The sequence below is a fragment of the Acinetobacter lwoffii genome (assembly GCF_024129735.1).
GTDB classification, from domain to species: Bacteria; Pseudomonadota; Gammaproteobacteria; order Pseudomonadales; family Moraxellaceae; genus Acinetobacter; species Acinetobacter lwoffii_H.
Window position 1 is genome coordinate 35,796 of sequence record NZ_JAMXXK010000015.1, and the last position, 26,953, is coordinate 62,748.

25 protein-coding genes and 1 pseudogene are annotated in these 26,953 nt (G+C 42.6%); 18 read left to right on the forward strand and 8 right to left on the reverse strand.

The features are described 5' to 3' along the window. The first annotated feature begins 56 nt into the window (after window positions 1-56). The 12 genes from ispH to rplS all read left to right on the forward strand — a co-directional run bounded on the left by ispH (window position 57) and on the right by rplS (window position 10,692). Window positions 57-1,007, forward strand: coding sequence for a 4-hydroxy-3-methylbut-2-enyl diphosphate reductase (gene ispH / locus NI469_RS06225; protein ID WP_247143132.1), 951 nt, complete (start codon window positions 57-59; stop codon window positions 1,005-1,007). Window positions 1,008-1,167: 160 nt separating this feature from the next. Then, window positions 1,168-1,614, forward strand: coding sequence for a pilus assembly FimT family protein (locus NI469_RS06230; RefSeq protein ID WP_253174623.1), 447 nt, complete (start codon window positions 1,168-1,170; stop codon window positions 1,612-1,614). Continuing rightward, window positions 1,614-2,120: a type IV pilus modification protein PilV gene (pilV, locus tag NI469_RS06235; protein ID WP_253174624.1), complete on the forward strand. Its 507-nt coding sequence runs from the start codon at window positions 1,614-1,616 to the stop codon at window positions 2,118-2,120. Before NI469_RS06230 ends, pilV begins: the two co-directional genes overlap by 1 nt. After that, window positions 2,121-3,125 (forward strand): PilW family protein, encoded by a 1,005-nt coding sequence (locus NI469_RS06240; RefSeq protein WP_253174625.1) that lies wholly within the window; start codon window positions 2,121-2,123, stop codon window positions 3,123-3,125. Further along, the gene (locus NI469_RS06245) at window positions 3,122-3,895 is read left to right on the forward strand and encodes a pilus assembly PilX family protein (protein ID WP_253174626.1); all 774 of its coding nucleotides are present in this window, start codon (window positions 3,122-3,124) and stop codon (window positions 3,893-3,895) included. Before NI469_RS06240 ends, NI469_RS06245 begins: the two co-directional genes overlap by 4 nt. A gap of 15 nt (window positions 3,896-3,910) precedes the next feature. Continuing rightward, window positions 3,911-7,486 carry a PilC/PilY family type IV pilus protein gene (locus NI469_RS06250; protein ID WP_253174627.1) on the forward strand — a complete coding sequence of 1,192 codons (3,576 nt, stop codon included), beginning with the start codon at window positions 3,911-3,913 and terminating at the stop codon, window positions 7,484-7,486. A 7-nt stretch (window positions 7,487-7,493) separates the two neighbouring features. Next, window positions 7,494-7,937: a type IV pilin protein gene (locus NI469_RS06255; protein ID WP_253174628.1), complete on the forward strand. Its 444-nt coding sequence runs from the start codon at window positions 7,494-7,496 to the stop codon at window positions 7,935-7,937. After that, window positions 7,931-8,389 carry a type IV pilin protein gene (locus NI469_RS06260; protein ID WP_253174629.1) on the forward strand — a complete coding sequence of 153 codons (459 nt, stop codon included), beginning with the start codon at window positions 7,931-7,933 and terminating at the stop codon, window positions 8,387-8,389. The genes NI469_RS06255 and NI469_RS06260 overlap by 7 nt, the downstream gene beginning before the upstream one ends. A gap of 143 nt (window positions 8,390-8,532) precedes the next feature. Then, complete coding sequence (gene rpsP, locus NI469_RS06265; RefSeq protein ID WP_085064356.1) at window positions 8,533-8,790, forward strand: 30S ribosomal protein S16; 258 nt, start codon at window positions 8,533-8,535, stop codon at window positions 8,788-8,790. A gap of 30 nt (window positions 8,791-8,820) precedes the next feature. Then, window positions 8,821-9,369, forward strand: a complete 549-nt coding sequence (gene rimM, locus NI469_RS06270) for a ribosome maturation factor RimM (RefSeq protein ID WP_004281200.1) — start codon at window positions 8,821-8,823, stop codon at window positions 9,367-9,369. A gap of 28 nt (window positions 9,370-9,397) precedes the next feature. Beyond that, window positions 9,398-10,132, forward strand: a complete 735-nt coding sequence (gene trmD, locus NI469_RS06275) for a tRNA (guanosine(37)-N1)-methyltransferase TrmD (RefSeq protein ID WP_253174630.1) — start codon at window positions 9,398-9,400, stop codon at window positions 10,130-10,132. 185 nt (window positions 10,133-10,317) lie between these two features. After that, window positions 10,318-10,692: a 50S ribosomal protein L19 gene (rplS, locus tag NI469_RS06280; RefSeq protein ID WP_004281205.1), complete on the forward strand. Its 375-nt coding sequence runs from the start codon at window positions 10,318-10,320 to the stop codon at window positions 10,690-10,692. A gap of 523 nt (window positions 10,693-11,215) precedes the next feature. Here the strand turns inward: rplS and NI469_RS06285 are convergent. The 5 genes and pseudogenes from NI469_RS06285 to NI469_RS06305 all read right to left on the reverse strand — a co-directional run bounded on the left by NI469_RS06285 (window position 11,216) and on the right by NI469_RS06305 (window position 16,854). Continuing rightward, a pseudogene (locus NI469_RS06285) lies at window positions 11,216-12,196 on the reverse strand (esterase/lipase family protein). Between the two features lie 69 nt (window positions 12,197-12,265). Beyond that, on the reverse strand, window positions 12,266-13,234 hold the full coding sequence (locus tag NI469_RS06290) for an esterase/lipase family protein (RefSeq protein ID WP_253174631.1): 969 nt from the start codon (window positions 13,232-13,234) through the stop codon (window positions 12,266-12,268). Window positions 13,235-13,367: 133 nt separating this feature from the next. Further along, entirely contained in the window at window positions 13,368-14,339 is a 972-nt protein-coding gene (locus NI469_RS06295) for an esterase/lipase family protein (RefSeq protein WP_253174632.1), read from the reverse strand. An 85-nt stretch (window positions 14,340-14,424) separates the two neighbouring features. After that, window positions 14,425-15,435 (reverse strand): esterase/lipase family protein, encoded by a 1,011-nt coding sequence (locus tag NI469_RS06300; protein ID WP_253174633.1) that lies wholly within the window; start codon window positions 15,433-15,435, stop codon window positions 14,425-14,427. Window positions 15,436-15,825: 390 nt separating this feature from the next. Continuing rightward, window positions 15,826-16,854 (reverse strand): lipase secretion chaperone, encoded by a 1,029-nt coding sequence (locus NI469_RS06305; RefSeq protein WP_253174634.1) that lies wholly within the window; start codon window positions 16,852-16,854, stop codon window positions 15,826-15,828. Window positions 16,855-17,041: 187 nt separating this feature from the next. Between NI469_RS06305 and truB the strand changes: the two genes are divergently transcribed. The 3 genes from truB (at window position 17,042) to NI469_RS06320 (ending at window position 19,326) form a co-directional block, all read left to right on the forward strand. Then, the gene (truB, locus tag NI469_RS06310; RefSeq protein WP_253174635.1) at window positions 17,042-17,947 is read left to right on the forward strand and encodes a tRNA pseudouridine(55) synthase TruB; all 906 of its coding nucleotides are present in this window, start codon (window positions 17,042-17,044) and stop codon (window positions 17,945-17,947) included. Between the two features lie 12 nt (window positions 17,948-17,959). Beyond that, window positions 17,960-18,730, forward strand: a complete 771-nt coding sequence (locus tag NI469_RS06315; protein WP_253174636.1) for a sulfite exporter TauE/SafE family protein — start codon at window positions 17,960-17,962, stop codon at window positions 18,728-18,730. Between the two features lie 128 nt (window positions 18,731-18,858). Next, window positions 18,859-19,326, forward strand: a complete 468-nt coding sequence (locus NI469_RS06320) for a hemerythrin domain-containing protein (RefSeq protein WP_253174637.1) — start codon at window positions 18,859-18,861, stop codon at window positions 19,324-19,326. A gap of 410 nt (window positions 19,327-19,736) precedes the next feature. On the opposite strand, the gene NI469_RS06325 is transcribed toward NI469_RS06320, so the two are convergent. The 3 genes from NI469_RS06325 to serA form a co-directional block, all read right to left on the reverse strand. Continuing rightward, entirely contained in the window at window positions 19,737-20,615 is an 879-nt protein-coding gene (locus tag NI469_RS06325) for an EamA family transporter (protein WP_253174638.1), read from the reverse strand. 235 nt (window positions 20,616-20,850) lie between these two features. Further along, window positions 20,851-21,732, reverse strand: a complete 882-nt coding sequence (locus tag NI469_RS06330; RefSeq protein WP_253174639.1) for an EamA family transporter — start codon at window positions 21,730-21,732, stop codon at window positions 20,851-20,853. Between the two features lie 124 nt (window positions 21,733-21,856). After that, a complete protein-coding gene (gene serA, locus NI469_RS06335; RefSeq protein WP_253174640.1) occupies window positions 21,857-23,089 on the reverse strand; it encodes a phosphoglycerate dehydrogenase in 1,233 nt (410 codons plus the stop codon). A 354-nt stretch (window positions 23,090-23,443) separates the two neighbouring features. On the opposite strand from serA, the gene NI469_RS06340 reads away from it, so the two are divergent. The 3 genes from NI469_RS06340 (at window position 23,444) to craA (ending at window position 26,795) form a co-directional block, all read left to right on the forward strand. After that, a complete protein-coding gene (locus NI469_RS06340) occupies window positions 23,444-24,853 on the forward strand; it encodes an FAD-binding oxidoreductase (RefSeq protein WP_253174641.1) in 1,410 nt (469 codons plus the stop codon). A 141-nt stretch (window positions 24,854-24,994) separates the two neighbouring features. Continuing rightward, window positions 24,995-25,372 (forward strand): hypothetical protein, encoded by a 378-nt coding sequence (locus tag NI469_RS06345; RefSeq protein WP_253174644.1) that lies wholly within the window; start codon window positions 24,995-24,997, stop codon window positions 25,370-25,372. A gap of 193 nt (window positions 25,373-25,565) precedes the next feature. Further along, window positions 25,566-26,795 (forward strand): chloramphenicol efflux MFS transporter CraA, encoded by a 1,230-nt coding sequence (gene craA, locus NI469_RS06350; protein ID WP_253174642.1) that lies wholly within the window; start codon window positions 25,566-25,568, stop codon window positions 26,793-26,795. Window positions 26,796-26,953: the final 158 nt, after the last annotated feature.

The following is a 26,953-nucleotide window of genomic DNA, read 5'->3' on the forward strand; positions in this document are numbered from 1 at the left end:
TTGTTTACATTTATTTCAATTGAACCGCTAAAAATGGTGTGAGTATTGAGGATTCTATGGAAATTGTTTTAGCCAATCCGCGTGGTTTTTGTGCTGGTGTAGATCGTGCCATTGCGATCGTGAACCGTGCCCTAGAATGCTTTAACCCACCAATTTATGTGCGGCATGAAGTGGTGCATAACAAATTTGTGGTCGATGACTTGCGTCAGCGCGGTGCGATTTTTGTCGATGAGCTCGACGAAGTTCCTGACGATAATATCGTGATTTTTAGCGCACATGGTGTTTCTAAAGCGGTACAACAAGAAGCTGAACATCGTGGTTTGAAAGTTTTTGATGCGACTTGTCCCTTGGTGACTAAGGTGCACATTGAAGTGACCAAATATGCCCGTGAAGGTGTGGAAGCGATCCTGATTGGTCATGAGGGCCATCCCGAAGTTGAAGGCACCATGGGGCAATATGACAAAAAAAATGGCGGTGAGATTTATCTGGTTGAAGATGAAGAAGATGTCGCCGCTTTAACGATACGCAATCCTGAAAAAGTGGCTTTTGTCACGCAAACCACTTTATCAATTGACGATACAGCGAAAGTGATTGATGCTCTGCGCCAGAAGTTTCCGCTGATTCAGGGTCCACGTAAAGATGATATTTGCTACGCCACACAAAACCGTCAGGATGCAGTGCGCGATCTGGCTGAACGTTGTGATGTCGTACTTGTGGTAGGTTCTCCAAACTCTTCAAATTCAAACCGCCTACGTGAGCTGGCGGAACGTATGGGGAAAGCAGCTTACCTAGTTGATAATGCTGATGAGCTAAAACAGGAATGGTTTACAGGAAATGCCCAGATTGGGGTAACAGCAGGCGCATCTGCACCGGAAATTTTAATTAAGCAGGTCATTCAGCGTTTACAGGATTGGGGTGCACAAGCGCCCAAAGAGTTGGATGGCCGAGAAGAGAATATTACCTTTAGCCTACCCAAAGAGTTACGTATTCCTGTAACACAGGCTTAGAGTGTTAACTACTTAACATTCTGTTTCTTATTTAAAAATAAGCAGATAACTGGGAAATGACAGTTATCTGTTTTTTTATGCCTTTTATCTGCTCTGTGTAGGTTTTGTAACTTTAATGCGTATTATTTTAACTGGGTCAAAGTTTTGCCTAGGGGGGAGTATGCAAAAAGAAAAAGGATTTACCTTAATTGAGTTAATGATAACAATCACTATATTGGCAATCATAGCAATGTTGGCGGCACCTTCTTTTGGCGACATGATAATTCAACAAAATATGAAAAAAAGTACCAATGAGTTGATTGGTGTCTTAAATCAAACTCGTGCTCGTGCTGCCCTAGAACGTAGAGATATTGAAGTTCAGCTTAGTCGAACGGAAGTTACTACATTGCCGCAAAACACCGATACTGTTCAATATTGGATGCCTTATGGATCCGTAACATTAATGCCTATCAGCCCAGTCAGTATTACTTACGGTATAAATGGGGGAATTGTTGGTGCAATTGGTGACACTAATTTTATATTGTGTTCAACGCCTGGCGGTATATCTCAAACAATAAGTATTTCTAGAATGGGTACGGTTCAGCGGGTCATTGAGGGAACATGCTAATGATCAAAATGCATAAGCAACAAGGTGTTGGTTTAATAGAAGTATTGGTTGCACTTTTAGTGCTAGCGATTGGTGTGATGGGGTTTATTGCATTGCAATATCGTGCAGTAGAAGCAACTGCAGAAAGTGGTTCTCGTATTCAGGCAATTAATGTAGCGCGTGATTTGGCAGAAAGAATGCGAATCAATCGGGGGGCTGAAGAAGTTTATGCTTACCATCTGAACACTGCAAGTGCACAACGATTATTTAAAACTAATTGTTTTACAACAAATTGTACGAGCGATGATTTAGCTGATTTTGATGTGGCTCAAATTTCTAATAGAGCTAGAACAATTGGAATGGCAGTCAACTACTTACCTTGTTCTGGAAATACGGATGGTCGCCGCTGTATCTATATAGCTTGGGGTGATACCGCACCCACAAATGGTAATGTCGGTGAAGGTAACTGTACTTTAGGAAATAGTTATGATCCAAATTCTACCTGCTTAATTATGGAGGTCTACTAAATGAATCAATATAAACAAGTAGGCTTTACATTAGTTGAGTTAATGATTGCGCTAGCCCTTGGATTAGTAATTTCTGCAGCAGCAATAATGTTGTTTTTAACAGGTTCGCGTAGTCAGGCCTTACAGCAAGGACAAGCGAGCTTGCAAGATGATGCTAACTTTGGTTTGAGTTACATTGTTAAAGATATTCGTTTAAGTAATTTAAATACAATTTCATCTAGTATCAATGATTTAACTGCAAAAGGGGGGCTGGTTTTTAGATCATCTGAAAATTCAATTACAGTTGATGGAATAGAGTTAGCAAATTTGCCAATTACCCTAGTAGGAAACACTGTCGCTGAAAATTTATTATCTAGAAGCCATGGTTTAACAGCTGGCACTGCTCCTCAATGGACAGGAGCATCCAATGTAAATGATTTTTTAAGTGATCAGCTCACGGTCCAATATCGGCCAGAATATATTATAGATCAAGATGGTGATTGGTATGGTGGGTTTGATTGTGAAGGTAATGAACTTAAATTTACTCCAGCTAAAGGACGACGCATTATAGTTCAGCGTTATTTTTTGCGTGCAGATACGAATAATTCTATAAATGAACCCAATCAACCGTTGTCATTAGTGTGTGATGCGGGACATTATCCACTAGATGGTAACCCTGCCTCTATTACAGGGTTTGGTGGAGCGGGTGAGGTTATTTTAAAACGAGCAGACCATTTTAGAGTGTTATATGCCATTCAGGCAGGAAATAACCATCGTTACGTAGATACAGCAACATATTTGGCTTTGAATCCTCGTCCAAGAATTCTTGCTGTCCAGATAGGAATTTTAGCGCGTTCTAATCAATCAGTAGGTAATGATTCCATGTTTTCTAATGAGCAAGTTTTCCAAGTGCTTGATCAGGCGGTTACAGTTAGAACTCCAACAGGTAATCCTCCTAAATATGCTCGTCAAGTTGTCGCCCAAACTATCGCACTACGTAATACATTTGGAGAGAGAGGACAATGATTAATCAACAAAAACAGCGTGGAGCGACTTTAATTGTTGTCTTATTTTTATTGCTCGCAATTATTGTATTAGGCACGCTAGCAATTCGACAAAGTTTGGTAGGGTTGAGTATTGCAACTAATAGTCAAGCACAACAATTGTTGCTCCAGAACTCAGATGCAGCCTTTTTTAATGCTGAGCGTGAAGAAAATATCATTCAATCATTAAGCTCGAGTGGGATGTTCGGTTATATCAGTGGCGCCACCGATAAAGATAAAGAAATGGTCTTTTGTTTTCGTGGAGAAGAAAACAGCTTTTTTGATATCAATCGCGCTAGCATTATTTACTGGGGGGCTGGCCAAACAGCACCAACAAATAATGAGTTTGGTACTGATGGATATTGCAATGCAAGCAAAACAATAACGACGAATTTTTTCACTAGTGGGCGTAAGGCGGTTATGACACAAGTGGCAGTGAAGTTTTCAAGTATATCTGATAATGATCCTTTTTTTGGAGAACAGTTTGGTACTGATGGTGAAACTGTGAAGTTTGACCGAGCTAAGCCTGTGAAATTGTTTGCAGTTTCTGTCATGCCAACACTAACCAATGCAGATCCAAATGATATTAACAGTTGCTTTAGAAATCATATGAGTGAAGTTACTATTCCTCAAGGTACAACCGTAAGTGCAACAGCGAATAGTAGAAAATCTATAACCGAATGTTTAAGTGACTTAAATGTGCCTTACTCATCGTATGTAAGTGAATATGTCATTGTGCAAGACTTTGTATAGGTTTGGGGTAATGAAATGAAACAATTAAAAAATAATTTTCTAAGTTCATGTCGTTATAGAGTACTTGCTGCGAGTGTTGCTGCATTATCAACGGCATTGGTTACAACGAGTGTAACTCAAGCAGGCGATATCGAAATTTATCAGAATGCTAAATCTGGTGATATCACTTTAATGTTTATGCTTGATATTTCTGGCAGTATGGGAAGTACTGATGCAGGTGTGTCTGGCACTCGTCTAAAACGTGTGCAAGATGCGATGAGTGATTTACTTTCTGGTAATACAGCTAAAGGCATTACCCGTTTAGACGATGATAAAATTATTGGCTTGGCTACTTTTGATTATTCTGTTGGTCACGTGAGGATACCTGCAAGACGCTTAGGTGATATTGTAAGTGGAACTACTACGCAACGACAGCTTTTACTTAATTTTGCAACTAACTTGCCAGCAAATAATGGTACAACGCCGACGGCGAATGCCTATGCAGATGTCGGTGCATATCTGATGGGTACCACAACTAAAGGTGTAGACCGCAGTGGCTTTAGCAATGGCAGCACAACAGGAAATAATAAAGTTAGAGATAACGATAAGTACATTCAACCAGTTAGCCTGCAACAAACAGAAGAGGTTAAAAAGTGTAGTGGTCAAGGTATATATGTATTAACAGATGGTGAACCAAACCAAAGTTCACCGACTATCGCTAGTAATTTAATGAAAAAAGCATTAAATGTAAGTAGTTTTAGTTGTTCTGGAAGCTTTTTGCCAGAAGTAAACAATCCAAGCTATGGCCAAACAGGAGCATGGAGTTGTATAGGGAATTTTAGTCAAAAACTTCTAAATGCGGATCAAAATCCCGCTAAACTAAAAATAAAAACAGCCGTAGTTGGATTTGGATCGACTTTCAATGGATTGCCAAGTTATGATCAAACTCTAACACAAGAAGAAAATCTTAGAAATATTAATAATGCTACGATTAATTCAACGATTGCCAATGACATTAGAAATGCTGCTAGATGGGGTATTTTAGGTGAGGGCGGGTGGTACTCAGGTAATAGCTCTCAAGATATTGTTGATAGTGTCAATGATTTTATTAGTAATTTATCAAAAGAAATTCCTTCTGTAACCACAGGTTCACCAACGATTCCTCGTGATGCGTTAAATCCAGCAGAATTGCAAGATGAAGCTTATTATCAAACCTTTCAGCCTACACCAAATACCAATTATCAATTATGGTTAGGTAATCTCAAAAAATTTGAGGTCAGTGAAAAGGGTATATTGAAAGGAAAAAATGGATTAAATGTTTTTGAAAAAGATGGTCGTTTAAAAGAACCAACTTATGACGAAGACACGGGTAATATTATTACATATGTTGAGGATTATTGGGCAAAGGCAGTTAATCCGTCTGTAGCCAATAGTGATGAAGATACAGTAGGTAGTAAAAAATTTGCTGCACGTGGTGGAGCATGGTCACAGATGCTTTTAGGCGCGACTGCACAAAATACGGCAGAACGTAAATTATTTACAAACCGTAAAGCAATTGTTTCAGGCGGCACTACTACTTTTGGTGGCACAGGATCTCTACGTCAAATTGAATTGGCAGATATTGAGAATACAACATATAAAAATGATCCAAATCGCGGTTATTTATTATCTCTTTTAGGGTATAACATTGATCTAAGTAAACTACCAACAACAGTTACTAATTTAAAAGCACAACCAGCTTTGCGGCAAATGGGTGCAGTAATGCACTCTTATCCAGTATTGGTCACCAATAAAGGCAAATTAGAATATAACAAGTCTAAAAAAGCGATGGAGGCCAAAGATCGTGAGGATTATATTTTGTTTGGCACAACGCAAGGTTTATTACATTTTGTAGATGCAGAAACGGGTGTAGAAAAGTTCGCATTCGTTCCAAATGAAATGGTTGAAAATCAGAAGGATGCATTCCGTTTATCCAATGTGACAAATGGTGGAATGCAAAAGCTTTATTATGGTGTCGATGGTCCTTGGGCATTATATACCCAATATGTGGTTGATAGTTCAGGTAATTTGGTTGTTGGTTCGGGGCGTACTGCGAGTCAAACAGGTATGCAAATAGCATATGGTGGTTTGCGTATGGGTGGACGCAGTTACTATGCTCTAGATTTAAGCAATATAAATAAGCCAGAACTTAAGTTTCATATTGATCCAGCGAGTCAGAAAGTATATAGCGGATCATCAAGTAAGACATTCTCTCAATTACAATATATGGGACAGAGTTGGTCCAAACCTTCAATTACATGGGTGAATTGGGGTGGCACTCGTAAGCGTGTGATGTTTGTCGGTGGTGGTTATGATGCAGGCGGTGATGACGGCGATGCACGCACTAATGGGGTTAAAGGTTCCTATGCCGGCTATGAAAACCATGATTATCCCCAAACTAATAAAAAAGGCGCTGGTGTTTACATGTTTGATGCAGACAGTGGCGATTTGTTATGGTGGGCAAGTGATAATGTAAGCAGTACTTCTGCTGCCAGCACTAATTCCGGTGTAATTTCAACTAAACATGCTGAATTAAAATATAGTGTGGTAAGTGAAATTCGTACTGTAGATCGTGATGGTGATGACTTAACTGATCATATCTATTTTGGTGATCTGGGTGGCCAATTATTTAGAATTGATTTTGATAATAAACAAAAAACGATTGGTGCGGTACCTCAAACACCTATCAAACTTTTAACTTTGAATGCGGGAGCGAAAAGTCCACGTTTTTATGATATGCCAGGTTTCTCTTTATATAATCAAAATGGTGATACATTCGCTGTAATTTCAATTGGTAGTGGGAATCGTAGTGAGCCCCTAAAGGATTTTACATCTTCAGATACAACATATGATTATGATTCTATTTATAATATATATGACAAAGACGTTGCTCGACGTGATTTGTTTAATAGAACATCACCATTAAAAACTCAAAATCTTAAAAAAGAAAATTTAGGAGAAATTACGGAAGGAAATCGATTTTCTAATACTGATCCAGTTGCCTCTTATGATCGAAAAAGTGGTTGGTTCTATCGCTTTCAAAATTGTACTGTAGGTGTGGATGGTCAATTAACTAACTGCAGTAATTATAAGAAACAAAGTGAAAAAGTGTTTGGTACGCCACTCGCAATGAACTATAAATTATACGTATCGACCTTTGATGCAAGTAAACCTGGTATTTCTGGTGACTGTGGTGCAGGTGTGAAAGGTGAAAGTATGCTAACTTCTTTCTGTTTGCCTTTTGGTCAATGTGCTTCCCGATTAGAGCCTTCACGTAGTGTAATTGGCGTCGGAATTCATACTGTCACTGTCGGTGGTAAAAAAGGTGGTGGTGGTGGTGGTGGTGGTGGTGGTGGTGAAGACTGTACAGGCGATAGTTGCCCACCTAAAGACTGTGAAGGTGAAGCTTGCCCGCCAGATGCTACTGGTGAAACAAGTGCAAAAAATTACTGTATTAATACCAGTGGTCGTATTGCATTAACTGTGACAGGTGGTTTTGGTGATGGTGAAGCAACTGAAATATGCTTAATTCCACAGCGTTGGTATGAAAAACTTGCACGTAAAGCATCGTAGGTGAAATATGAAAAAAAATAGTTCACTTGAGCAGGGTTTTACACTGATTGAATTAATGATTGTTTTAGTAATTGTAGCGATTTTTGCTGCAATTGCTATTCCTTCCTATCAATCATATGTACGTCGTGCCCATGCAAGTCAAGCTCAGGATCAATTACAACAGATTGCAGTAGCGTTAGAACGACATAAGTCTAGGAACTTTAATTATTTAAACTTTTCACTACCTACGAATTTAACCGTATCACCTAGAGGAGCAACGGGTTCTTCAGTCAAATACAACTTTACTGTAGAAACAGGTTCGGGGCAGTCTTGGGTGATTTTGGCAGCAAGTACCGATACACGCAATTTTAGCTATCTAATGTCAAGTACAGGAGTGCGTTGCCGAAACACAACTTTAAATAATATTGATACGACGACTGTTAGATGTGGGATGGGGCGTGAAGAATGGTAAAACAATTTAAAGGATTTACTTTGATTGAGGTCATGATAGTTATTGTAATTATTGGAATCCTAGCCGCAATAGCATATCCATCTTATCAGGAGTATGTACGTAGTACCAAGAGAGCAGATGCACAAGCGCAAATGCTTGAAGTTGCCCATCGTTTACAACGCTTTAAAGTAGCCAATTTTTCTTATGTGCCGATTGTAAATAATATTGATGAACCAGTAACGCTTGTAGAAATTCAGCATTCAGGCTTTTTACCGAGGCCTGGAGATGCTTTATATACACTCACTTTGACTAATGTGACACCAACTACATGGACGCTTACTGCTAGACCACTCAGCGGAACTTTAATGGCGAATGATGGTGTAATATGTTTGAATCATCGTAATCAAAAATTTTGGGCAAAAGGTGCCTCAACGTGTTTGCTTACAGAGACTTCCAACTGGGACGGTCGCTAGCCTAAACCCAAAATTGTAGCCAAACACTTTTTGATCTTTCATTCAGGGCAAAGTTCAAGTAAAATACTGCCCTTTATGAAAGGGGTTTGAGCTGTATCGATGGTCGGTACAAGGATAATCCGTAAAAACTATAAGGTTCTATCATGGTTGTTATTCGTCTTGCACGCGGTGGTGCTAAAAAACGTCCGTTCTATCAAATCATTGTGACTGATAGCCGTAATGCACGTGACGGTCGTTTCATCGAACGTATCGGTTTCTTCAACCCTACAGCTCAAGGTAAAGCAGAGAAACTTCGTTTAGATGCTGAACGTTTTGCTCACTGGGTTTCTCAAGGTGCTCAACCTTCTGATCGTGTTGCTTCTTTAGCTGCTCAAGCTAAAAAAGCTGCAGTTGCTGCATAATTTTTCTATAAATTAGGTAGTAGCTTGCCCATGACACCAACACAGAATGTTCCCGAAGATCGTATTCAGATTGGACAGTTGCGTTCAGCATATGGATTAAATGGGTGGCTCTGGGTCTATTCCAATACAGAACCTATGAGCAACATATTTGACTATCTGCCTTGGTACATTGAGACCAAAGCAGGTTGGCAAATTGTCGATGTAAAACGTTGGAAACCACATGGTAAAGGACTGGTTGTTTCGCTGAAAGGTGTGAGTGATCGCACTGGCGCAGACGAACTGGTTGGCTCCAATGTCTGGATCTCTAAATCGCAACTGCCTCAAGCAGGCGTAGATGAGTACTATTGGTCTGATTTAAAAGGTCTAACTGTGTTAGGTCTGGACGATGAAGAGCAAGAAGTCAATCTCGGTCAAATTTTTGAGCTGTTTGAGACAGGTGCTAACGATGTGATGGTGGTTCGCGCAACTGCCGACAGCATCGATGGCGAAGAGCGAATGATCCCATGGCATAAAGATGTGGTGCAACGCGTTGATCTTGAAGCTGGTCGTATCTACGTCAATTGGGGCGTAGACTACTAAGAATTTTTCGGAAATACGGGAGTCTGCGATGTTCTTTGCAGTCATTACGCTTTTTCCTGAAATGTTTGAAGCGATTACAGCCTATGGTATTAGCGGGCGCGCAGCAAAACGTGAGTTGATGCAAGTTCATTGTATCAATCCTCGCGATTATGCGACGGGCAACTATAAACGGGTGGATGAGCGTCCATTCGGTGGTGGTCCGGGTATGGTGATGATGGCTGAGCCTCTGGCAAAAGCAATCCAGCATGCCAAAGAGCTTGCAACGCAAGCGGGTGCAGTTCAGGTTCCTGTGGTGTATATGTCACCGCAAGGAAAGACCTTAAACGAAACTGCGGTACAGGATTTTGTCAAATATGATGGAATCATTGTACTGTGCGGACGTTATGAAGGCGTCGATGAACGTTTGATCCAGCAATATGTTGATCAGGAATGGTCAATTGGAGATTACGTGTTGTCAGGTGGTGAACTTCCTGCGATGGTTTTATTGGACAGTATTATCCGGAGACTTCCGGGTGCCATGTCTGATGAGCAATCACACGTACAAGACTCATTTGTGGATGGTCTTCTAGATAGCCCACAATATACCAAGCCAGATCATTTTGAAGGTTTGGATGTGCCTGAGGTGTTAAAGTCCGGGCATCATGCCAATATTGAAAAATGGCGGTTTTTGCAGCGATATCAGCGTACACTTGAACGCCGCCCAGAGTTGGTGGAAAAAGTCGAACTGACCAAGCAGCAGAAAAAATGGCTAAAAGATTTGTAAGATATTGATGAGTGATCATTTCTATCTTCAAGCAAGTACTTAAAATGATTTAAGTATTCTTTAATAGGCTCTTTATGGTTGAGATGGTCAACCATAAAGGGAAAGATAATCGGGTGTATGCGCTTTAGCCTCTATACCCAGCGATGATCAGACCTCTTCTGACTCGCACATATTGGAGATACCCCATGAGCGGTAAGCATCCTTTAGTTCAAGTAATTGAAAACGCACAATTGAAACAAAACATCCCTGCTTTTGCACCAGGTGATACAGTTATTGTTCAAGTTAAAGTAAAAGAAGGCGACCGTGAACGTTTACAGGCGTTCGAAGGCGTTGTAATTGCTAAGAAAAACCGTGGTTTGAACTCTGCGTTCACAGTACGTAAAATTTCTAGCGGTGTTGGTGTTGAGCGTGTATTCCAAACTCACTCTCCAATCGTTGCTGGTATTGAAGTGAAACGTCGTGGTGACGTTCGTCGCGCTAAACTTTACTATCTACGTGAATTGTCTGGTAAAGCTGCACGTATTCGTGAAAAATTACCAGCTCGTAAAACTAAAGCTTAATTTTAAGCTTTATACGAGTAAAAAAATGCGCCTTTGGGCGCATTTTTTATGCCTGATTTTTATTTGGATTTATTCGAAATGTTCCTGCAAAGGCAAGATCATGGCATCCAAAATATCCAAGAAAATTTTATGAATAAACATCAGGAATAATACAAAATATCCCCAAGACTGGAATCCTGCATTAAAAAGTTGAATGCAAATAAAACATTGTGTGATAACCAGTAAAATACTGATCCATACATTTGCGATAATATGTCGATGACAAGAGGGGCAATAATAAGGCTCATATTTTTTAAATTGAAAAGGATTAATGACTTTTCGTTTGCAGCAGGGGCAGGTTCTTTTAAATTTGTTTTTGATTTCTATAGAACGTATCTGCATTTATTTTATTTCACACTTATTTTTTTATATTTGATGAATATTTTATATGCAGTTTGATCATGATTAACAAGTAAATTTTAAGAAAAAAATTAGCGAAAAATAAGATAGAAAAGCCTCTGGATGAATAGAGGCTTGGGTGGTTTTATAAACCTTGCAGTTTTAAGCGATTGGCATGTTGACGATAGGCAGCAACCGGATCAGGTGCAAAGGTACCTTTAATGCCAAATAACAAGTTGATTTCATCCAGATGATTCCATGGATAATCATCCCGAATCGTTTTACCAAATTTGGCACTACACACCGACACGATTCCATCATTCGCGCCAGCCTTACTCGCAGAAAGCAGATCCAAGGCTTTCATGGCGGCATCGCTGACATCTAGGGGATTGGTCACGGGTTGATTGCCCGTCATTGAATACAGCGCAATGCCTTGGTCTTTATATTTGCCCTCACCACATAGACTCAGCGAAAGCCCGAGTTTAAAACGCTGGTTAAATTCGACTGTCCCTTCAATCGACGTGCTGTGTCCTGCTGCCAGAGCATTATGTGGGAAAGCTTGACCATCTAAGCCTTGTGCCCACATGATGACGTTGCCAAAACTGCTGATCAGGGTATTGAGCAGCTCAGATGTTCCGGTTTGATTGGCAAGTCGCATAACATCAGAGGCGACAATCGTCCCTTGGTTGGCGCCGCCCACAGTCATCACTGAGGCTACATGTTGCGGCATCACCCCGGCTGCATAACGCACGCTATGCGCACCATGACTATGACCAATTAAATTCAGTTTTTTGGCGCCCGTGATCGCCATGACTTCTTTGAGTTGCTCCACATATTGTTCACCTCTGATTTCGCTAGAATTGAAAGGTGAGATGAGGGTGGCAAAGACAGTTGAACCATTATGGGCTAAATCAGGCAAAATTTGATACTAATAGTCCATGCCTAAGGCATCAAAACCAATGCGATTAAAGCCGACCATGCCATGTGCAAATACAATCGGGTATTGTGTTTTGGCATAATTGGACACGACAAATCTGGATTCTGCTTGCTGCAAATTGGAAGCCTGTACATATTGGCCCGTAAATAACACGAAGCATAAGGTTATCAAATGCGTTTTAATTTTCATAAAGTTCCATTTTGGCGTTTTAAAAATTAAAAAATCCCTGCACATTGTGATGACAGGGATGAGATTGAATTACAGGCCTTGCAATTTGAGCCGGTTGGCATGCTGGCGATAAACATCGACTGGGTCTGGAGCAAAGATATTCTTTAATCCGAGGAACTGGTTCACTTCATCCAGATGGTTCCAGTTGTAGTTATCTCGAATGGTTTTACCAAATTTGGCACTGCAGCGGGAGACCAGACCATCATTTTCCTTGCCGCCATCAATGAGCAGGGCTGTAACTTTGAGTGCTGAATCAGGATCGAGCGGGTTGGTGACTTGACCTATACCTGTGAATGAATAATGACGAATATCACCGTCTTTTTCCTTACCTTCACCGCAGGCGGTGGTTGGCATACCGAGCGGATATTTCTGGTTGAATTGAGCGGATCCTGCCAGGGTCAGGCTGCGACCACCGGCCAGGGAGTCATGCGGGAAACTGTTCGGATCCAGACCTTGTGCCCAGGTGATGGCCTTAGACACCAGGTTGATACCACCCACTAAAGGCCCTTGTATCGGTGTGCCTTCTGCCTGAAGAATCAAGTCTGCAACCGGGGAGCCTTTATGCGGAGCACCGACGGAAGTCAGGGAAGCAACCAGATCAGGTCTCACACCTGCAACATAACGAATGGTCGGACCGCCATGTGAATGACCAATCAGATTGACTTTGTCTGCACCGGTAATGGCCTGAATTTCTTTGACTTGCTCTAAAAGTTGTTCACCCCGAATTCCTGATGAGTTAAAAGGTGAGACACGTGTTGCCCAGACATTGCCGCCATTACGCGCCAAATCCGGTAAAATCTGATACCAGTAATCCAGTCCAAACTGGTCGGTACCGACCCGGATAAAGCCTGCCATACCATGTGCGAAGACAATTGGATATTGGGTCTTGGCATATTGTGAACTGGCTTTTGCTGTGACCTGACTGGCTTGGGTGGATGCCTGAGTGCTGAGGCATGTACCCGCCAGCAGCAGGCCGGTGATGAATGCTCCGAATTTCATTATATTTTCCTCACTTTTGTTGTTTTAACGGGATGATCCTCATCCGGTTCCGCAAAGTCCCCTTGTGTAGCAGGGACTCAGTTTCCTAAGCTTTTCTATTTAAAATGATGATCTATTCATAAAGATGAGTGATTTATAAGCCTTCTAATTTGAGCCGGTTGGCATGTTGGCGGTAAAGTGCAATCGGATCCTGCGCGAAAGGACCCAAAATACCGAAAAACTGGTTTACTTCATCAAAATGATTGTGGACATAGTCCTGACGAATGATCTGGCCATAGCGTCCGCTACACAGCGGCAGAGCACCATCATTGGCTTCTCCTTTCAGGAAACTGTTACCTAAAGTCACGACTATAGATTCAATCGCATCCAGCGGATTGGTCGCCTGCCGATTGCCCATCCAGGAATAGTGATAAATTCCATTTGGCGTGAGTTTGCTGCCCTTAGACTGACAGTCTTTGGGAATGGCAGAGGAGCCATATTTCACATTGAAGGCCTGAATCGCCTCTGGATTCATGGCTTGCAGTGCCTCGATAATACTGACCGGATACTGGTTAGCTGTAACCAGATTCATGCTATGGCCCAAAATTGTACCAATGGCATGGATAAAGGGTTCAAGCAGTGGCGTCTGGCTGGCATTGACAAAAACCGGGGTGCCTTGCATCGCCCCGGCAATGGCGGTTAAAGAGGCGGCTTTATGCGGTGCAACGCCCTCGATATATTGAATTGTTGGGCCACCTTGGCTATGCCCAATCAGATTGACTTTCTTCTGGCCCGTCAGTGCCAGTATTTCATCAATTTGCATCAAGAGCTGTTCACCGCGCAGTTCATTGGACGCAACAGCAGACAATTCGGCAGAAAACACCCGTGCACCATGCCGGCTCAGGTCTTGGGGAATCTGATACCAATAATCTAAACCGATGTGATCTGTTCCAATCCGGTTAAAACCTAGACCAAAACCATGAACAAAGACCATCGGGTATTTTGTCTTGGCATAACTCGAGAGGACAAAATTGCTTTTATATTCCTGTAATGCCGAGGCTTGCACAGGACCAGTTAATAGGGAAACCAGTAGCAAAAAGCTTAAGTAAGATATTATTTTTTTCATTGCAGCTTCCCGATCGCGGATAGGTCAAATAAAAAGAACCAGAAAAAAAGCCTATATTTCAGCTGAAAATACAGGCACTCTGGGGTTATAAACCTTCTAATTTGAGTCGGTTGGCATGCTGGCGGTAGAGGGCGACCGGATCTGGTGCAAACACGCCTTTCAGACCAAACATCATATTGGCCAGGTCCGTATGATTGAGTTTGTACTGGTCATGAATGACCTTGCCCATGAAAGCGCTACAACGTGACACCATGCCGTCATTGTCTTTACTGCCATAAGATAAAGGGCCGAGCTGCATCAGGATCGTGTCAATATCCAGGGCATTGGTGGCTTGGGCCACACCCGTCCATGAATAATAATGAATGCCTTTACTGTCTTTCTGTTTTAAATTTTTATTGCAGTTTTCTGCGGACGCCAACACGCCATCTTTGACTACCTGTTGTGCCACTGTGGCATTAAAAGTATTTGAGCCGGTCTGGGTTAGGGATTTCATGGAAGCATCAAAATCAATTTCCAGTTCAGGCTTAAACTGACCCAGTGCAATCAATGGACCAATAATATAATCACCTAAAATGTTAAAGGCGGTACGCGTCAGGCTATTGTTCTGAATATCATCTGCCACTTTGGAGCCATGGTAGGTTCCTGCAACGCCAGTAATAGAGGCGATATACTGCGGCTGGGTCGCTGCAACATACAGCACTGTTGGTCCGCCATGAGAGTGACCAATCAAATTCAGTTTTTTCTTGCCGGTAATTGCCACAACCTCTTCAACCTGATGAACTAGTTGTTCACCGCGATGCGCCGTTGTATTTGCTGGAGACAATTGTGCCGCAAAGACGGTTGAGCCATTACGTGCCATATCTGGCAGAATCTGATACCAGTAATCCAGCCCGATACTATCGGTGCCAATGCGTGACCAGCCTAGCCAGCCATGCACCATCAAGATCGGATATTGGGTCTTGGCATAGTCAGACCGACTCTTTTCGATGACTTGTGTTGCACTCGCTGCGGCCTGAGTCTGTGCAGACCAGCTGAGTCCCAGAGTGGTCGCTAAAGCCACAGTCAGTAACTGGGCTGTCTTGCTGAAAGTATGCATAGCTGTCCCTTTTTAAATTTTATCGTTATTCAAGCAATCATTGCTTTTTGTATAGTGTTGCAAGCCACAAATCAGACGATGAAAATACAGTTTCGGCCTTCAGTGGCTGAGCAATTTTTCTTTTGAAGAAGCGGTATTTTTTCATTTCAGTGGTCTAAAACCATGTCATTTGGGGACATGCAGGACAGGAGGGATTTACATTGTAAATATATGTTTTATTAACAGATATATTTAAATAGAAAGTCTTTGAAATAATTGAAATTTTTCTAAGTTATTTTGTGTAAATTCGAAACATTTAGAAACAACTATAAAAGATCATTTTGAGAAAAAATATAAAGTTATCAAAAGGGCATTTATAAAAAAGCCATCAACAGGTGATGGCTTTTAGGCTTAGTCAGCAAAGGGCAGCTTGGCTCCCTGATCATGAACCTGTTCAAAGGTTTCTACTCGCAGCTGTTCTTGCGGTGTATTAAAATGTTTGCTGCGAAGTTGGGCAATGGCTTGCTGTTTAGCAGTATCGGACATGCTGGATTGGGTAATCTGATCCCGTTCATCTAAATAGCCAGTCACCCGATTTTTCCAGTCGCTACGTTGTACGTCCAGTTGTTCCAGTCGTTGTGTGGCTTCAGGACCGACCAGATTTATCCGCATCTGCCGGATTTCATCACGGGAACCGCCCCGGGCTTTAATATCAGCAGTGAGTTTGCGCAGATCTTCCAGTTTATTCAGTTGTTCCAGATTTTCCTGCCAGTCCTGCGGGAGTTGCTGAAACAGTGCTTTGAGCTTTTGAGCTTTTTCAGTCTCGCTTAAGCTCTTGTCTGCCAGCACGCCCATCCGGTTTAGCGTATATTCATGATAGGCATCTTCTGTACCGAACAAGCCTTCGATTTCATACTTGGAGAAGTATTGCTGGCGCAAATTTTGGGTACTGGTATAAATACTGCGGTAATAGGCCGGATCTTCCTGATTCAGCCCAGCCGGTGCAGTGAGCTGGCCCAAACCTTGACGGTACTGGATATAACGATCCCATAAATCCAGAATTTGCGAGAGTGCTGGTTCTTTATGATTCTGGCGAATATAGGCTTTGAAATCCTGCCGGATCTGCTGCAGATTTTTTTCACCGAACTGGGTAATAAAATATTCAAAACAGTTGCGGGTCTGTTCATTCACAATCAAGCGACTGCTGGTATCGAGCTGCATCTGACAATTGATTTCGGTATCTTGCTGGCTGGCACTCGGAAATGATGCATTGGCTGGGCCATTGGCCAGAAAAGCGCTTTGCTCTGCTTTATTTTCAGTGAAAGATGTTTTCGTTCCCGCCTCTGTCTGGGTAGTTTCTTTTGGAGACAGCCATAAGATCAGCGTGAGGATGCACAGCACCAGCAACGCCAGAATGATCCATATTTTGTATTTCTGCATATCCTATGCACCTATTTTCTCGTTATTTCATTATTTTTAGATGTTCAAACTTTTAGCTATTTAAAGCTTTTTGATGTTCAAGCCGGCTCAATATGCCATAAAAATCATCAGATACTATAGAAAAGTTGTAAATCATCTCGCAGGGTTTTACCATGGCGCCAATTTATAAAATGTCTGATTTTTTGCCATGAAAGCATCCTCTCCTAAAATTCAGCGTCGTCATCTCAGCGGTGTCTTCCTGCTTAACAAGCCTTTAGGTATCAGTTCCAATGCTGCCTTGCAAAGAGTTCGCTGGTTGTATCGTGCACAAAAAGCCGGCCATACCGGTGCGCTGGATCCTTTGGCATCTGGTTTATTGCCGGTATGTTTGGGGGAGGCGACCAAGTTTTCGCATTATTTACTTGATTCGGTCAAGCGTTATCAGACCACTGTGTTTTTGGGTCATAGCACCACCACGGGCGATGTAGAAGGTGAGGTACTTCTGGAAAAAGCGGTTCCTGAACTCTCGGAAGCCTTGATTCAGGAAACACTGGCACAATTTGTGGGAGATATCCAGCAAGTACCGCCAATGTATTCGGCGCTAAAAAAAGAAGGACGGCCGTTGTATGAGCTGGCGCGTAAAGGCATCGAAATTGAACGTGAAGCACGTCCGATTAACATTTTGGCGATTGAGCTTTTATCCTTTACTGAAAATAGCATTATCCTGGATATTACCTGTTCTAAAGGGACGTATATCCGGGTATTGGGCGAAGATATTGCCAAAGCGCTGGGCACCTATGGTCATCTGACTTATCTGCACCGCATCAAAACCGGTCATTTTGATTTGATTCCAAGCTATACCCTTGAATATCTGGAAAGCCTGAGCGAAGTAGAGCGTGATGCCTTGTTATTACCAGTTTATGCGCCAGTACAACATTTCCTACAAGTGCAGGTACCTGAAGGTCGGGCAGAATATTTTAGTCGTGGTATGGAAAGTAATATCGAACACGAAGAGGCTGAACAGGTGCTGGTTTTTGATGGTGAAAAATGTCTGGGTCTGGCTGAAATTACCGATCGCAAACGTCTGGTACCTAAACGCGTCCTGAACCTCTAATCGAGTCACTATATGGAAATTGAGATCATCATCAGTCTGGTTGTCTTTGCGTTTTTTGCAGGGGCAATTGATGCAGCCGTTGGCGGTGGTGGTCTGATCCAGATTCCGGCGATTATGGGAAGTTTGCCGCATTTACAGCCTGCTACGGTCTTTGGCACCAATAAACTCGCATCCATTTTTGGTACTGCTTCTGCGGCATTTTCCTATCTGCGTCAGGTGAAACTGCCTTGGCTACTCATGGGCATTATTGCAGCTTGCAGTTTTATTAGCTCGTTTATTGGAGCAGCCAGCGTTACGCTAATTCCGGTCGAAATCCTTAAACCTTTTGTACTGGTGATGCTGATCGTGATCGCCATCTATACCTTGATGAAAAAACAGTTCGGTCAGGTGCATCGCGAACAAAAACTGAATCGAAAAATGTTGATTCTGGCCGCTTTGGGCAGTCTGGCGATTGGCTTTTATGATGGTATTTTTGGCCCGGGCACCGGCAGTTTCTTTATTTTCTTTTTTATTCGCTATTTAAATGTCGACTTTCTGCATGCGTCGGCGCTTTCGAAAATTGCCAATTTTACCACCAACTTGGCAGCCTTAAGCTTTTTTATTCCGAGTGGCAATGTGCTGTTTATGGTCGGGGCGATGATGGCGCTGGCCAATATCTGTGGTTCCTTACTTGGCGTACGTTTGGCCTTTAAATATGGCAGTGGCTTTATCCGCATTTTATTCCTGATTCTGGTCAGCCTGCTGATTTGCCGGATGGCATATCAGATGTTCATTCTAGCCTAGAGCCGATGTAAATCATTCTCGATATTAAAATTTCTTAACAAATCACTTTATAAACTGTGTCTAAACCTCTTCTGAAAATCTTCTAGAATCAATGATATGAAAAATAAAACAATCGGAGAAATATCGGAATGATGACTATTTTTGAAGCATTAAGAGAGAGTCATGAGATTCAGCGCGATCTTGCAGAAAAACTATTACAGACTTCCGGGGATACACCAGAACGCCGCGAGCTGTTCAAGCAACTGAAAAATGAATTATTTGCCCATGAAGCTGCGGAAGACCGTTATTTTTATATTCCCTTGATGATGACCGATTCGGGCCTGAATATTACACGGCATGCCTTGGCCGAACATCATGAAATGGACGAAATGATCGAGGAATTAACTGCAACTGAATTGAGTAATTCGGGCTGGATTGCCATAGCCAAAAAACTTTCCGAAAAGGTGCATCATCACTTAAAAGAAGAGGAACATGGTTTCTTCCAGCAGGCCGGTAAAATTCTGAGTGAAGAGCAGAAGACCGCTTTAGCAGTACAGTACAAGAATGAATACCAGCGTTATAAAGACATGAAAAAAGATATACTGGTACAAAGCTAAACATCGAACAGCTGACATTTGATTAGCTACTTTTCCATAATTTATAACTCAAATTAGATGTTTGAGTTAATCGCTATGCATGTTTATCTTCAGAAGCTTGTACAGCCTCATTTTCTTAAAAATTTAAATGCTTTTGTGTAGGCAATCTCCCTACTTTGGAAAGACCCAAAGTAGGCAAAAGTCTTTTGTTACCCATACACGACGTCCTGTCGTGATGGGTAACATGTGGCATCCTTGCCACACTCGCGTATCAAAAATATCTTCACTGCAACTATGGCATCTGATCATCTTTTTATCTGGAGATATGGGATTTTTATCCATTCATCTCTTTTTTTGTATTTATCTCAAAGGAAGAAAGTGAAAGAATTAATGCAAATATTTAGTCAGTTGTTTAGATTCCAATAAGCCTTTTAGGTATTCTTTTCTGCCGATCCTTGACGGGCGGCACGTACAGTCACGCCGACTGATGCTAGCATGATACAGATCAGTGCCACGGTCTGAAGAAGTGTAATTTTTTCGCCCAATAGTATAAAACCGGTCAGTGCGGCCAAAGCCGGAGACAGGCTGGACAGGGTGCCATAGCTGGTTTTATTCAAATGCTGAAGTGCCTTTAAATCCAATGCATAAGGAATCGCTGTAGCCAGCACTGCAATGATAATTGCCTTGCCCCAATGTTGCGTATCAATCAATGCGGGCGCGTTGTTGTAGAGCCCAATTGGAAGCAAACACAGAGCTGAAATACTGATCGCAATAGTCAGTGCATGCATGCCAATATTTTGCTGCACCACACGTTGGCCAAAGAAAATATACAGTGCCCAACATAAACCCGCACCTAAAGCACAGGCGGCGCCTACCAGGTCGAAATTACTGCTATTAGCCTGTCCCCATGGCACCATCAGTGCGATGCCTAAAATGGCCATCAATACCCAAATATAATCACTACGATTTTTAATCGAGAGCAGGGCCAGACCCAAAGGACCAATAAACTCCAAACCAACTGCAATCCCTTGAGGGAGTTTGCCCAGAGACAGATAGAATAAAATATTCATCACCCCTAAAGCGGCGCTATAGCAGAGCAAATCTCGCCATTTCAAAAAAGGTAAACGGGAAATAATTTTCCAGGAACGGAACATTACACCAATAATCATTGCTGCAAAGCACAGCCTTAAAATGGTCACAGTAATCGGATCCAGCACACTAAACAGCTGTTTGGCAAAAGATGCACTGATCTGGTAGGAAGTCATGGATAAGACCATGAACAATACAGCAAGGAGTTGGGCGTTTGGCATGTAAGCAGCTTCTACCCAGAATGGGTAAAAATGAGGAATAGGGGGAAAGTGAAATTATAGCAAAACGGTTAATTTTTGATGAGTAGGGGATGGAAGTAATTTAAAATTACTTTTAAAAAGAGAAAGTTTTGATCTTAGAAGAATATTAGACTGAATCAATCGGCTTTGAGTAGGCTTTTCCAGCGAATATTTTTAAATTCAAAGTGAATAGTATTTCTTATAACAAACTTTAAATTTAAAAGTGCTCAACTGTATTTTTTCTTCTTTGACTGGTGACTGTACAGCCTACCGAAGCACTGATAATCGTGGCCAATGCCAGCCATTGTGTCCACAATAAAGTCTCGCCTAGAAAGACCAGCCCCGAGAGCGCGGCAATGGCGGGTTCCAGACTCATCAAAGTGCCGAAACTCAAGGCAGTTAAATTGCGCAGGGCAATCATTTCCAGAGTGAAAGGCAGGGCACTGGCCAGTACTGCCAAAGCCATAAAATATAACAAACTCATCGGTTCAAAAGTATGTGCCGGCATTCCTGCAAAGAGCGCAATCGGCATCAGCACCAGCATGCCGACAAACATGCCCAAGCATACAGTATGATTGCCAGAAACACCTGAAGGTCTTTGGCCGGCAACGATATATAAGGCCCAGCAGGCACCCGCACCCAAGGCGAATGCAATCCCGATCGGGTCAAGCGGCTGGGCAGCCTGATCAAAAGGGAATAGCAGAATCAGGCCCAGAATCGCCAGTCCGACCCAGACAAAGTCGAATTTTTGCCGCGCATAAAATAGGGCGACACTTAAGGGCCCAATAAATTCAAAAGAGACGGCAATCCCCAGCGGCAGGCGATCAATCGACAGGTAAAACAGTAGATTCATGCCAGCCAGGGCAAGACCATAACTGATAATGGCTGGCCATTTGATCTGTCTGAAATGGATTTGCCAAATTTTAAAAATCAGTGCCAAAATCATAGCGCCTAACAGCAGACGCATTGCGGAAACAGTCAGAATGGGAAATTGACCGAACAGATATTTGGCAAAGGAACCACTGCTTTGCATACTGATCATGGCGATCAACAGAATCAGCGGCGCTTGCACAATAGGTGCAATTTTAAAATTCAGCATGACTAAATAGGTTTCGATTTCTCGAATAGCGGAAGAGCAGCATAAGCTGAAAAAGGTTTAAAAATACAAACCTTAAAAACAAAAAACCACAGCCCGAGAGCTGTGGTTTTTCTACAATATTGAATTAGAACAATACGCGTGCGCGGATTGTACCTTCAACATTCGAAAGCATATCGAGTGCTTCATGAGATGCAGCAGCATCGACATCCATCACCAGGTAACCGACATCGCCTTTAGTCATCAGTGACTGGCCAGAGATGTTGATGCCTTGTTCAGCAAACAGGTTGTTGATTTTAGACAACACGCCCGGAATATTTTGGTGGATGTGCAGTAAACGGTGTTTGCCTTCAGTCAACGGCAATGCGATTTCTGGGAAGTTCACCGCAGAAAGCGTCATACCCTTGTCAGAATAAGCCACGAATTTCTCAGCTACTTCCAGACCGATGTTCGCTTGTGCCTCCATGGTCGAACCACCCACGTGCGGAGTCAGGATCACGTTTGGAAGGTTACGCAGTGGAGAAACGAATTCTTCACCATTGGCTTTCGGCTCTTTCGGGAATACGTCTACTGCAGCACCAGCAATGTGACCAGACTTGATCGCATCTGCCAGATCTTCAATCACAACACATGTACCACGTGCTGCGTTCAGGAAGATTGCACCTTCTTTCATTTGCGCAAACTGTTCTTTGCCAAAGAAATTACGGGTAGATGGCAGATCCGGAACATGTAGAGTAACCACATCTGCATTGGCCAGTAATTCGCCCATAGAACCGACTTGACGTGCATTTCCTAAAGGTAGTTTTGTCACTGTATCGAAGTAGATCACTTTCATGCCCAGGCTTTCAGCCAGTACAGAAAGTTGTGAACCGATTGAACCGTAACCAACGATACCTAAAGTTTTACCACGTGTTTCGAATGAACCGACAGCCGATTTGTTCCAGCCACCTGCATGTGTATCTGTTGATTTTTCAGGTACACGGCGCAGAAGCAGAATCGTTTCTGCCAAGACCAGTTCAGCGACTGAACGGGTATTTGAATACGGTGCATTAAATACCGGAATACCGCGACGCATTGCAGCATCGAGGTTGACCTGGTTGGTACCGATACAGAAACAACCCACAGCAATCAGTTTGTTCGCAGCTTCAAATACTTCTTCAGTCAGTTGAGTACGGGAACGAATACCGACGAAGTGTGCATCTTTAATCGCTTCTTTCAGTGCTTCGCCTTCGAGCGCTGTTTTACGATAATCGATGTTGGTATATCCAGCTGCATTCAATGTGTCGATTGCGTTCTGATGAACGCCTTCTAACAGTAGAAAACGGATTTTATCTTTAGGTAGAGATAGATGTTGGCTCATTACGGCTCCGCTACAAAGGCCAAATTTAGTCGCGGTATAATAGCACAGGAAAAGGGCGGTTATACATTTCCTTGATGACGGCAATATCAGCTATTTTTGCAAGTGATAGTAGTGAAAATGATAAATCTGGTTGATTTAAATATTCATTTTCAAAGGTATATTATCAAAATTGTCATTTTTTAAAGGAATCCCCTAAAAATAGCTTATAATATTGCGCCATGCTGTTTAAGCTGCCATTTTTGGTGCTTTAATCATCATGTTTCGCCTGATTTGTATACAGGCTTTTATGCCTAAAAAATATGCAAATAAACCAGCGAAGTCTCTCTTGTTTAAATCATGCTAGGTCTGCAAACGATGAATGCTCCAGTCGCTTTAACCCCTGAGTTATTGACCCAATTGACGGCAATTTTGGGTGAAAACCGTATTAAAACCGATACGGACAGCCTCCAGAATTGGGGTCGCGATCATACGAAGCACTTTGATCCAAACCCGTCAGTCATCGTTTTTCCTTCGACGACTGAACAGGTTCAAGACATCGTAAAATTGGCAAACCAGTTTAATGTTGCAATCACCCCATCAGGCGGTCGTACGGGTCTGTCTGCAGGTGCAGTTGCAGCCAATGGCGAGATCGTGGTCAGCATGGACAAGATGAACCAGATTCTGGAGTTTTTCCCGGCAGATCGTATGGTGCGCGTACAGGCAGGTGTGGTGACTGAACAGTTACAGAACTATGCTTCCGATCAGGGCATGTATTACCCAGTTGACTTTGCGTCTGCAGGTTCATCGCAAATTGGCGGTAACATCGGGACCAATGCTGGCGGCATTAAAGTCATCAAATACGGCATGACCCGTAACTGGGTGCTTGGCCTGACGGTTGTGACGGGTAAGGGCGATGTATTGCGCCTGAACAAAGGCATGATCAAGAATGCAACCGGTTATGCGCTTCAGCATTTATTTATCGGTGGTGAAGGCACGCTGGGTCTGGTGACGGAAGCAGAAATCAAGCTTGAACGTCAACCGCAAGACCTGCAAGTGATGGTACTGGGTGTACCTGACTTTGATGCGATCATGCCGTTATTGCATGCCTTCCAGGCGAAAATTGATTTAACCGCGTTCGAGTTCTTTGGTGAACTGGCGATGCAAAAAGTCTTGGCCCATGGTCATGTACAGCGTCCATTTGAAACTGAATGTCCCTTCTATGTGTTGCTTGAGTTTGAAGCGCCGTTTGAACCGATTATGGACAAGGCGATGGAAATCTTCGAGCATTGCATGGAACAAGGTTGGGTGCTGGACGGCGTAATGAGCCAAAGCCTTGATCAAGTAGAAAGTTTATGGCGTTTACGTGAAGATATTTCTGAATCTATCGCGCCATTTATTCCATACAAAAATGACATTTCCGTTCTGATCACGCACGTTCCTGCATTCATTAAAGAAATTGATGCGATTGTATCGACGAATTACCCAGACTTTGAAATCTGCTGGTTCGGTCATATCGGTGACGGTAACTTGCACTTAAATATCTTAAAACCTGCTGATTTGTCTAAAGATGAATTCTTTGCCAAATGTCAGGTGGTGAACAAGTATGTCTTTGATACCGTGAAAAAATATGACGGTTCAATTTCTGCGGAACATGGTGTGGGCATGACCAAGAAGCCATATCTTGAATATTCGCGTTCGGCGGAAGAAATTGAATATATGAAAGCCCTGAAAAAAGTGTTCGATCCAAATGGCATCATGAACCCGGGTAAACTTTTCGATCTTTAATCGGTCGGAATTGAAAAAAGCGCATCGAAAGGTGCGCTTTTTTATTGCTGTGTAAATACAGTTACAGAGTCTAAATGGTTTTGTAGTAAGAAGCTCGGCATGATGGGTTGGAATAAGAATGACGATAAAGGGTTAAATAATATGTTCCGGATATTGGCAGTCGCAACTCTCGCTTTTGGTATATTGGGTTCAGGCTGTGCAACTGCTCAACAGGTCATTGCAAAGGTACAGTCGTCTTCGGACACGCCTTTGGAACAGGTTTTACAATTAAGACCGGATTTACGCAAGGAACTGGCAACGGTTGAATTACGGCAGTTCTTTGACAAGGTAGAGTCGCCCACGATTGGACAGGTCAAAGTCACTGAAACCGGTTTAATGGATGATTCGGTACATTCGGTACAGACCATTTATTATTTTAAACGGGAAGATAACAGCTGGAGGCTGCAAAATACCGAGAAGTTGTATCGTTGTGCACGAGGTTCAAATACCAAGACTTTCCAGAAAGCGGTCTGTCCATAATAGTGTTTGATCTTTAGGCAGATTTTGGTTAAAAGCGTATCTAGATGATGCGCTTTTTTGTTTGGAAGATTATCTCTACGATCTATTATATTTATTCAGAGCGTTTGAATATCTCATCTGTTAAAATTTCTTCTTTCTCTTTTAGATAAAGTTTAGTTTGCTTTCACTGGGCAGACTGACAATAAAAACTCCCATGCAAAACACCCAAACCCAAAAACTGACCCGTGCCACACTCATGTTCCCGCTGGCACTGGTCCTGTTTGAATTCTCAGTCTATATCTGTAATGACCTGATTCAGCCGGCCATGCTGACGATTACCCGTGACTTTGGCGTGAGCAGCTCATGGGCACCATCCTCCATGTCCTTTTTCCTGTTGGGCGGGGCATTTGTTGCAGCGATTTTGGGACCTTTGTCCGATCGTCTTGGACGTAAAACGGTACTGCTCGGCGGTGTGGCATTTTTTACCCTCAGCTGTCTGGCTATTTTATTGACACCCAATATCGAAAGTTTCTTATTTCTGCGCTTTTTACAGGGCTTTGGGCTGTCCTTTATTACCGCTGTAGGTTATGCCGCCATTCAGGAAAGCTTTGAAGAACGTGATGCCATCAAAGTCATGGCACTGATGGCCAATGTGTCTTTGCTGGCACCCTTGCTAGGACCAGTGCTGGGTGCCTTTATGATTGATCATATCTCCTGGCATTGGGGTTTTATCGGTATCGCATTTTTGTCATTTCTGAGTTGGTTCGGCCTGAAAGCCAAAATGCCAAACCTGAAAGTCAGTATTCCCAGACAGCCGGTTAGCTATATTCTGGATGACTTTAAACAGGTTCTAAAAAATAAACGCTTTGTGATCATGACTGTAGCTCTGCCTTTGGTAAGTCTGCCCTTGATGTTATGGATTGCCTTGTCACCAGTGATTCTGGTCGAGCAATTTGGATTCAGCAGTATGCAATATGGTCTGGCGCAGTTTCCAGTCTTGGGTGGCCTGATTGCAGGTAATCTGATTTTGCTGAAAATTATCGATAAAATGCCGCTGGGTAAAACCGTATTATTGGGTCTGCCACTGATGCTATTGGGTGCCGGTTTATTGATGCTAGGCTTATTGATTCCAGAGTATTTTGTTCATTGTCTGATTATCGGCACCACTTGTATCAGTCTAGGTGAGGGCGTAAGTTTCTCGGTGCTGTACCGTTTTGCGCTAATGTCTTCAGAAGTGTCCAAAGGCACGGTGGCCGCGACGGTTTCTATTATCCTGATGCTCAGCTTTTTTGTAGTGATTGAAGCAGTAAGAATGGCGTATGAAACCTACGATATCTGGGCCTACTGTGCTGCCTCTTTGATTCTGATTGCACTCTGGTTTACTTTGCCACGCATGCAACTCAAACAGTTAATGCTGGAAAGACAGGAGCGTGGGGAGTTTTGATTCCTTATTAAGGGAAATTATAAATTATTGAAATCATATGTTCAGTATTGAATTTCCCTCTCCTTTTAGGCATAGGTATCTACACAATTCCTGAACTTTGCGTTAAATTGAAGAGCATGCTCTTCAATTTAACATCTCTGGCCTGGATCAGCGTCTTG

Bases quoted from the DNA above. Each gene is read 5' to 3' on its own strand.
- NI469_RS06300 (WP_253174633.1), bottom strand. From the start codon at position 15,435: ATGCATACTTTCAGCAAGACAGCCCAGTTACTGACTGTGGCTTTAGCG.
- NI469_RS06245 (WP_253174626.1), top strand. From the start codon at position 3,122: ATGATTAATCAACAAAAACAGCGTGGAGCGACTTTAATTGTTGTCTTA.
- NI469_RS06250 (WP_253174627.1), top strand. From the start codon at position 3,911: ATGAAACAATTAAAAAATAATTTTCTAAGTTCATGTCGTTATAGAGTA.
- ispH (WP_247143132.1), top strand. From the start codon at position 57: ATGGAAATTGTTTTAGCCAATCCGCGTGGTTTTTGTGCTGGTGTAGAT.
- NI469_RS06330 (WP_253174639.1), bottom strand. From the start codon at position 21,732: ATGCTGAATTTTAAAATTGCACCTATTGTGCAAGCGCCGCTGATTCTG.
- NI469_RS06295 (WP_253174632.1), bottom strand. From the start codon at position 14,339: ATGAAAAAAATAATATCTTACTTAAGCTTTTTGCTACTGGTTTCCCTA.
- truB (WP_253174635.1), top strand. From the start codon at position 17,042: ATGAAAGCATCCTCTCCTAAAATTCAGCGTCGTCATCTCAGCGGTGTC.
- NI469_RS06305 (WP_253174634.1), bottom strand. From the start codon at position 16,854: ATGCAGAAATACAAAATATGGATCATTCTGGCGTTGCTGGTGCTGTGC.
- serA (WP_253174640.1), bottom strand. From the start codon at position 23,089: ATGAGCCAACATCTATCTCTACCTAAAGATAAAATCCGTTTTCTACTG.
- NI469_RS06255 (WP_253174628.1), top strand. From the start codon at position 7,494: ATGAAAAAAAATAGTTCACTTGAGCAGGGTTTTACACTGATTGAATTA.
- trmD (WP_253174630.1), top strand. From the start codon at position 9,398: ATGTTCTTTGCAGTCATTACGCTTTTTCCTGAAATGTTTGAAGCGATT.
- NI469_RS06315 (WP_253174636.1), top strand. From the start codon at position 17,960: ATGGAAATTGAGATCATCATCAGTCTGGTTGTCTTTGCGTTTTTTGCA.
- rpsP (WP_085064356.1), top strand. From the start codon at position 8,533: ATGGTTGTTATTCGTCTTGCACGCGGTGGTGCTAAAAAACGTCCGTTC.
- NI469_RS06230 (WP_253174623.1), top strand. From the start codon at position 1,168: ATGCAAAAAGAAAAAGGATTTACCTTAATTGAGTTAATGATAACAATC.
- rimM (WP_004281200.1), top strand. From the start codon at position 8,821: ATGACACCAACACAGAATGTTCCCGAAGATCGTATTCAGATTGGACAG.
- NI469_RS06325 (WP_253174638.1), bottom strand. From the start codon at position 20,615: ATGCCAAACGCCCAACTCCTTGCTGTATTGTTCATGGTCTTATCCATG.
- NI469_RS06320 (WP_253174637.1), top strand. From the start codon at position 18,859: ATGATGACTATTTTTGAAGCATTAAGAGAGAGTCATGAGATTCAGCGC.
- pilV (WP_253174624.1), top strand. From the start codon at position 1,614: ATGATCAAAATGCATAAGCAACAAGGTGTTGGTTTAATAGAAGTATTG.
- craA (WP_253174642.1), top strand. From the start codon at position 25,566: ATGCAAAACACCCAAACCCAAAAACTGACCCGTGCCACACTCATGTTC.
- rplS (WP_004281205.1), top strand. From the start codon at position 10,318: ATGAGCGGTAAGCATCCTTTAGTTCAAGTAATTGAAAACGCACAATTG.
- NI469_RS06340 (WP_253174641.1), top strand. From the start codon at position 23,444: ATGAATGCTCCAGTCGCTTTAACCCCTGAGTTATTGACCCAATTGACG.
- NI469_RS06345 (WP_253174644.1), top strand. From the start codon at position 24,995: ATGTTCCGGATATTGGCAGTCGCAACTCTCGCTTTTGGTATATTGGGT.
- NI469_RS06260 (WP_253174629.1), top strand. From the start codon at position 7,931: ATGGTAAAACAATTTAAAGGATTTACTTTGATTGAGGTCATGATAGTT.
- NI469_RS06290 (WP_253174631.1), bottom strand. From the start codon at position 13,234: ATGAAATTCGGAGCATTCATCACCGGCCTGCTGCTGGCGGGTACATGC.
- NI469_RS06240 (WP_253174625.1), top strand. From the start codon at position 2,121: ATGAATCAATATAAACAAGTAGGCTTTACATTAGTTGAGTTAATGATT.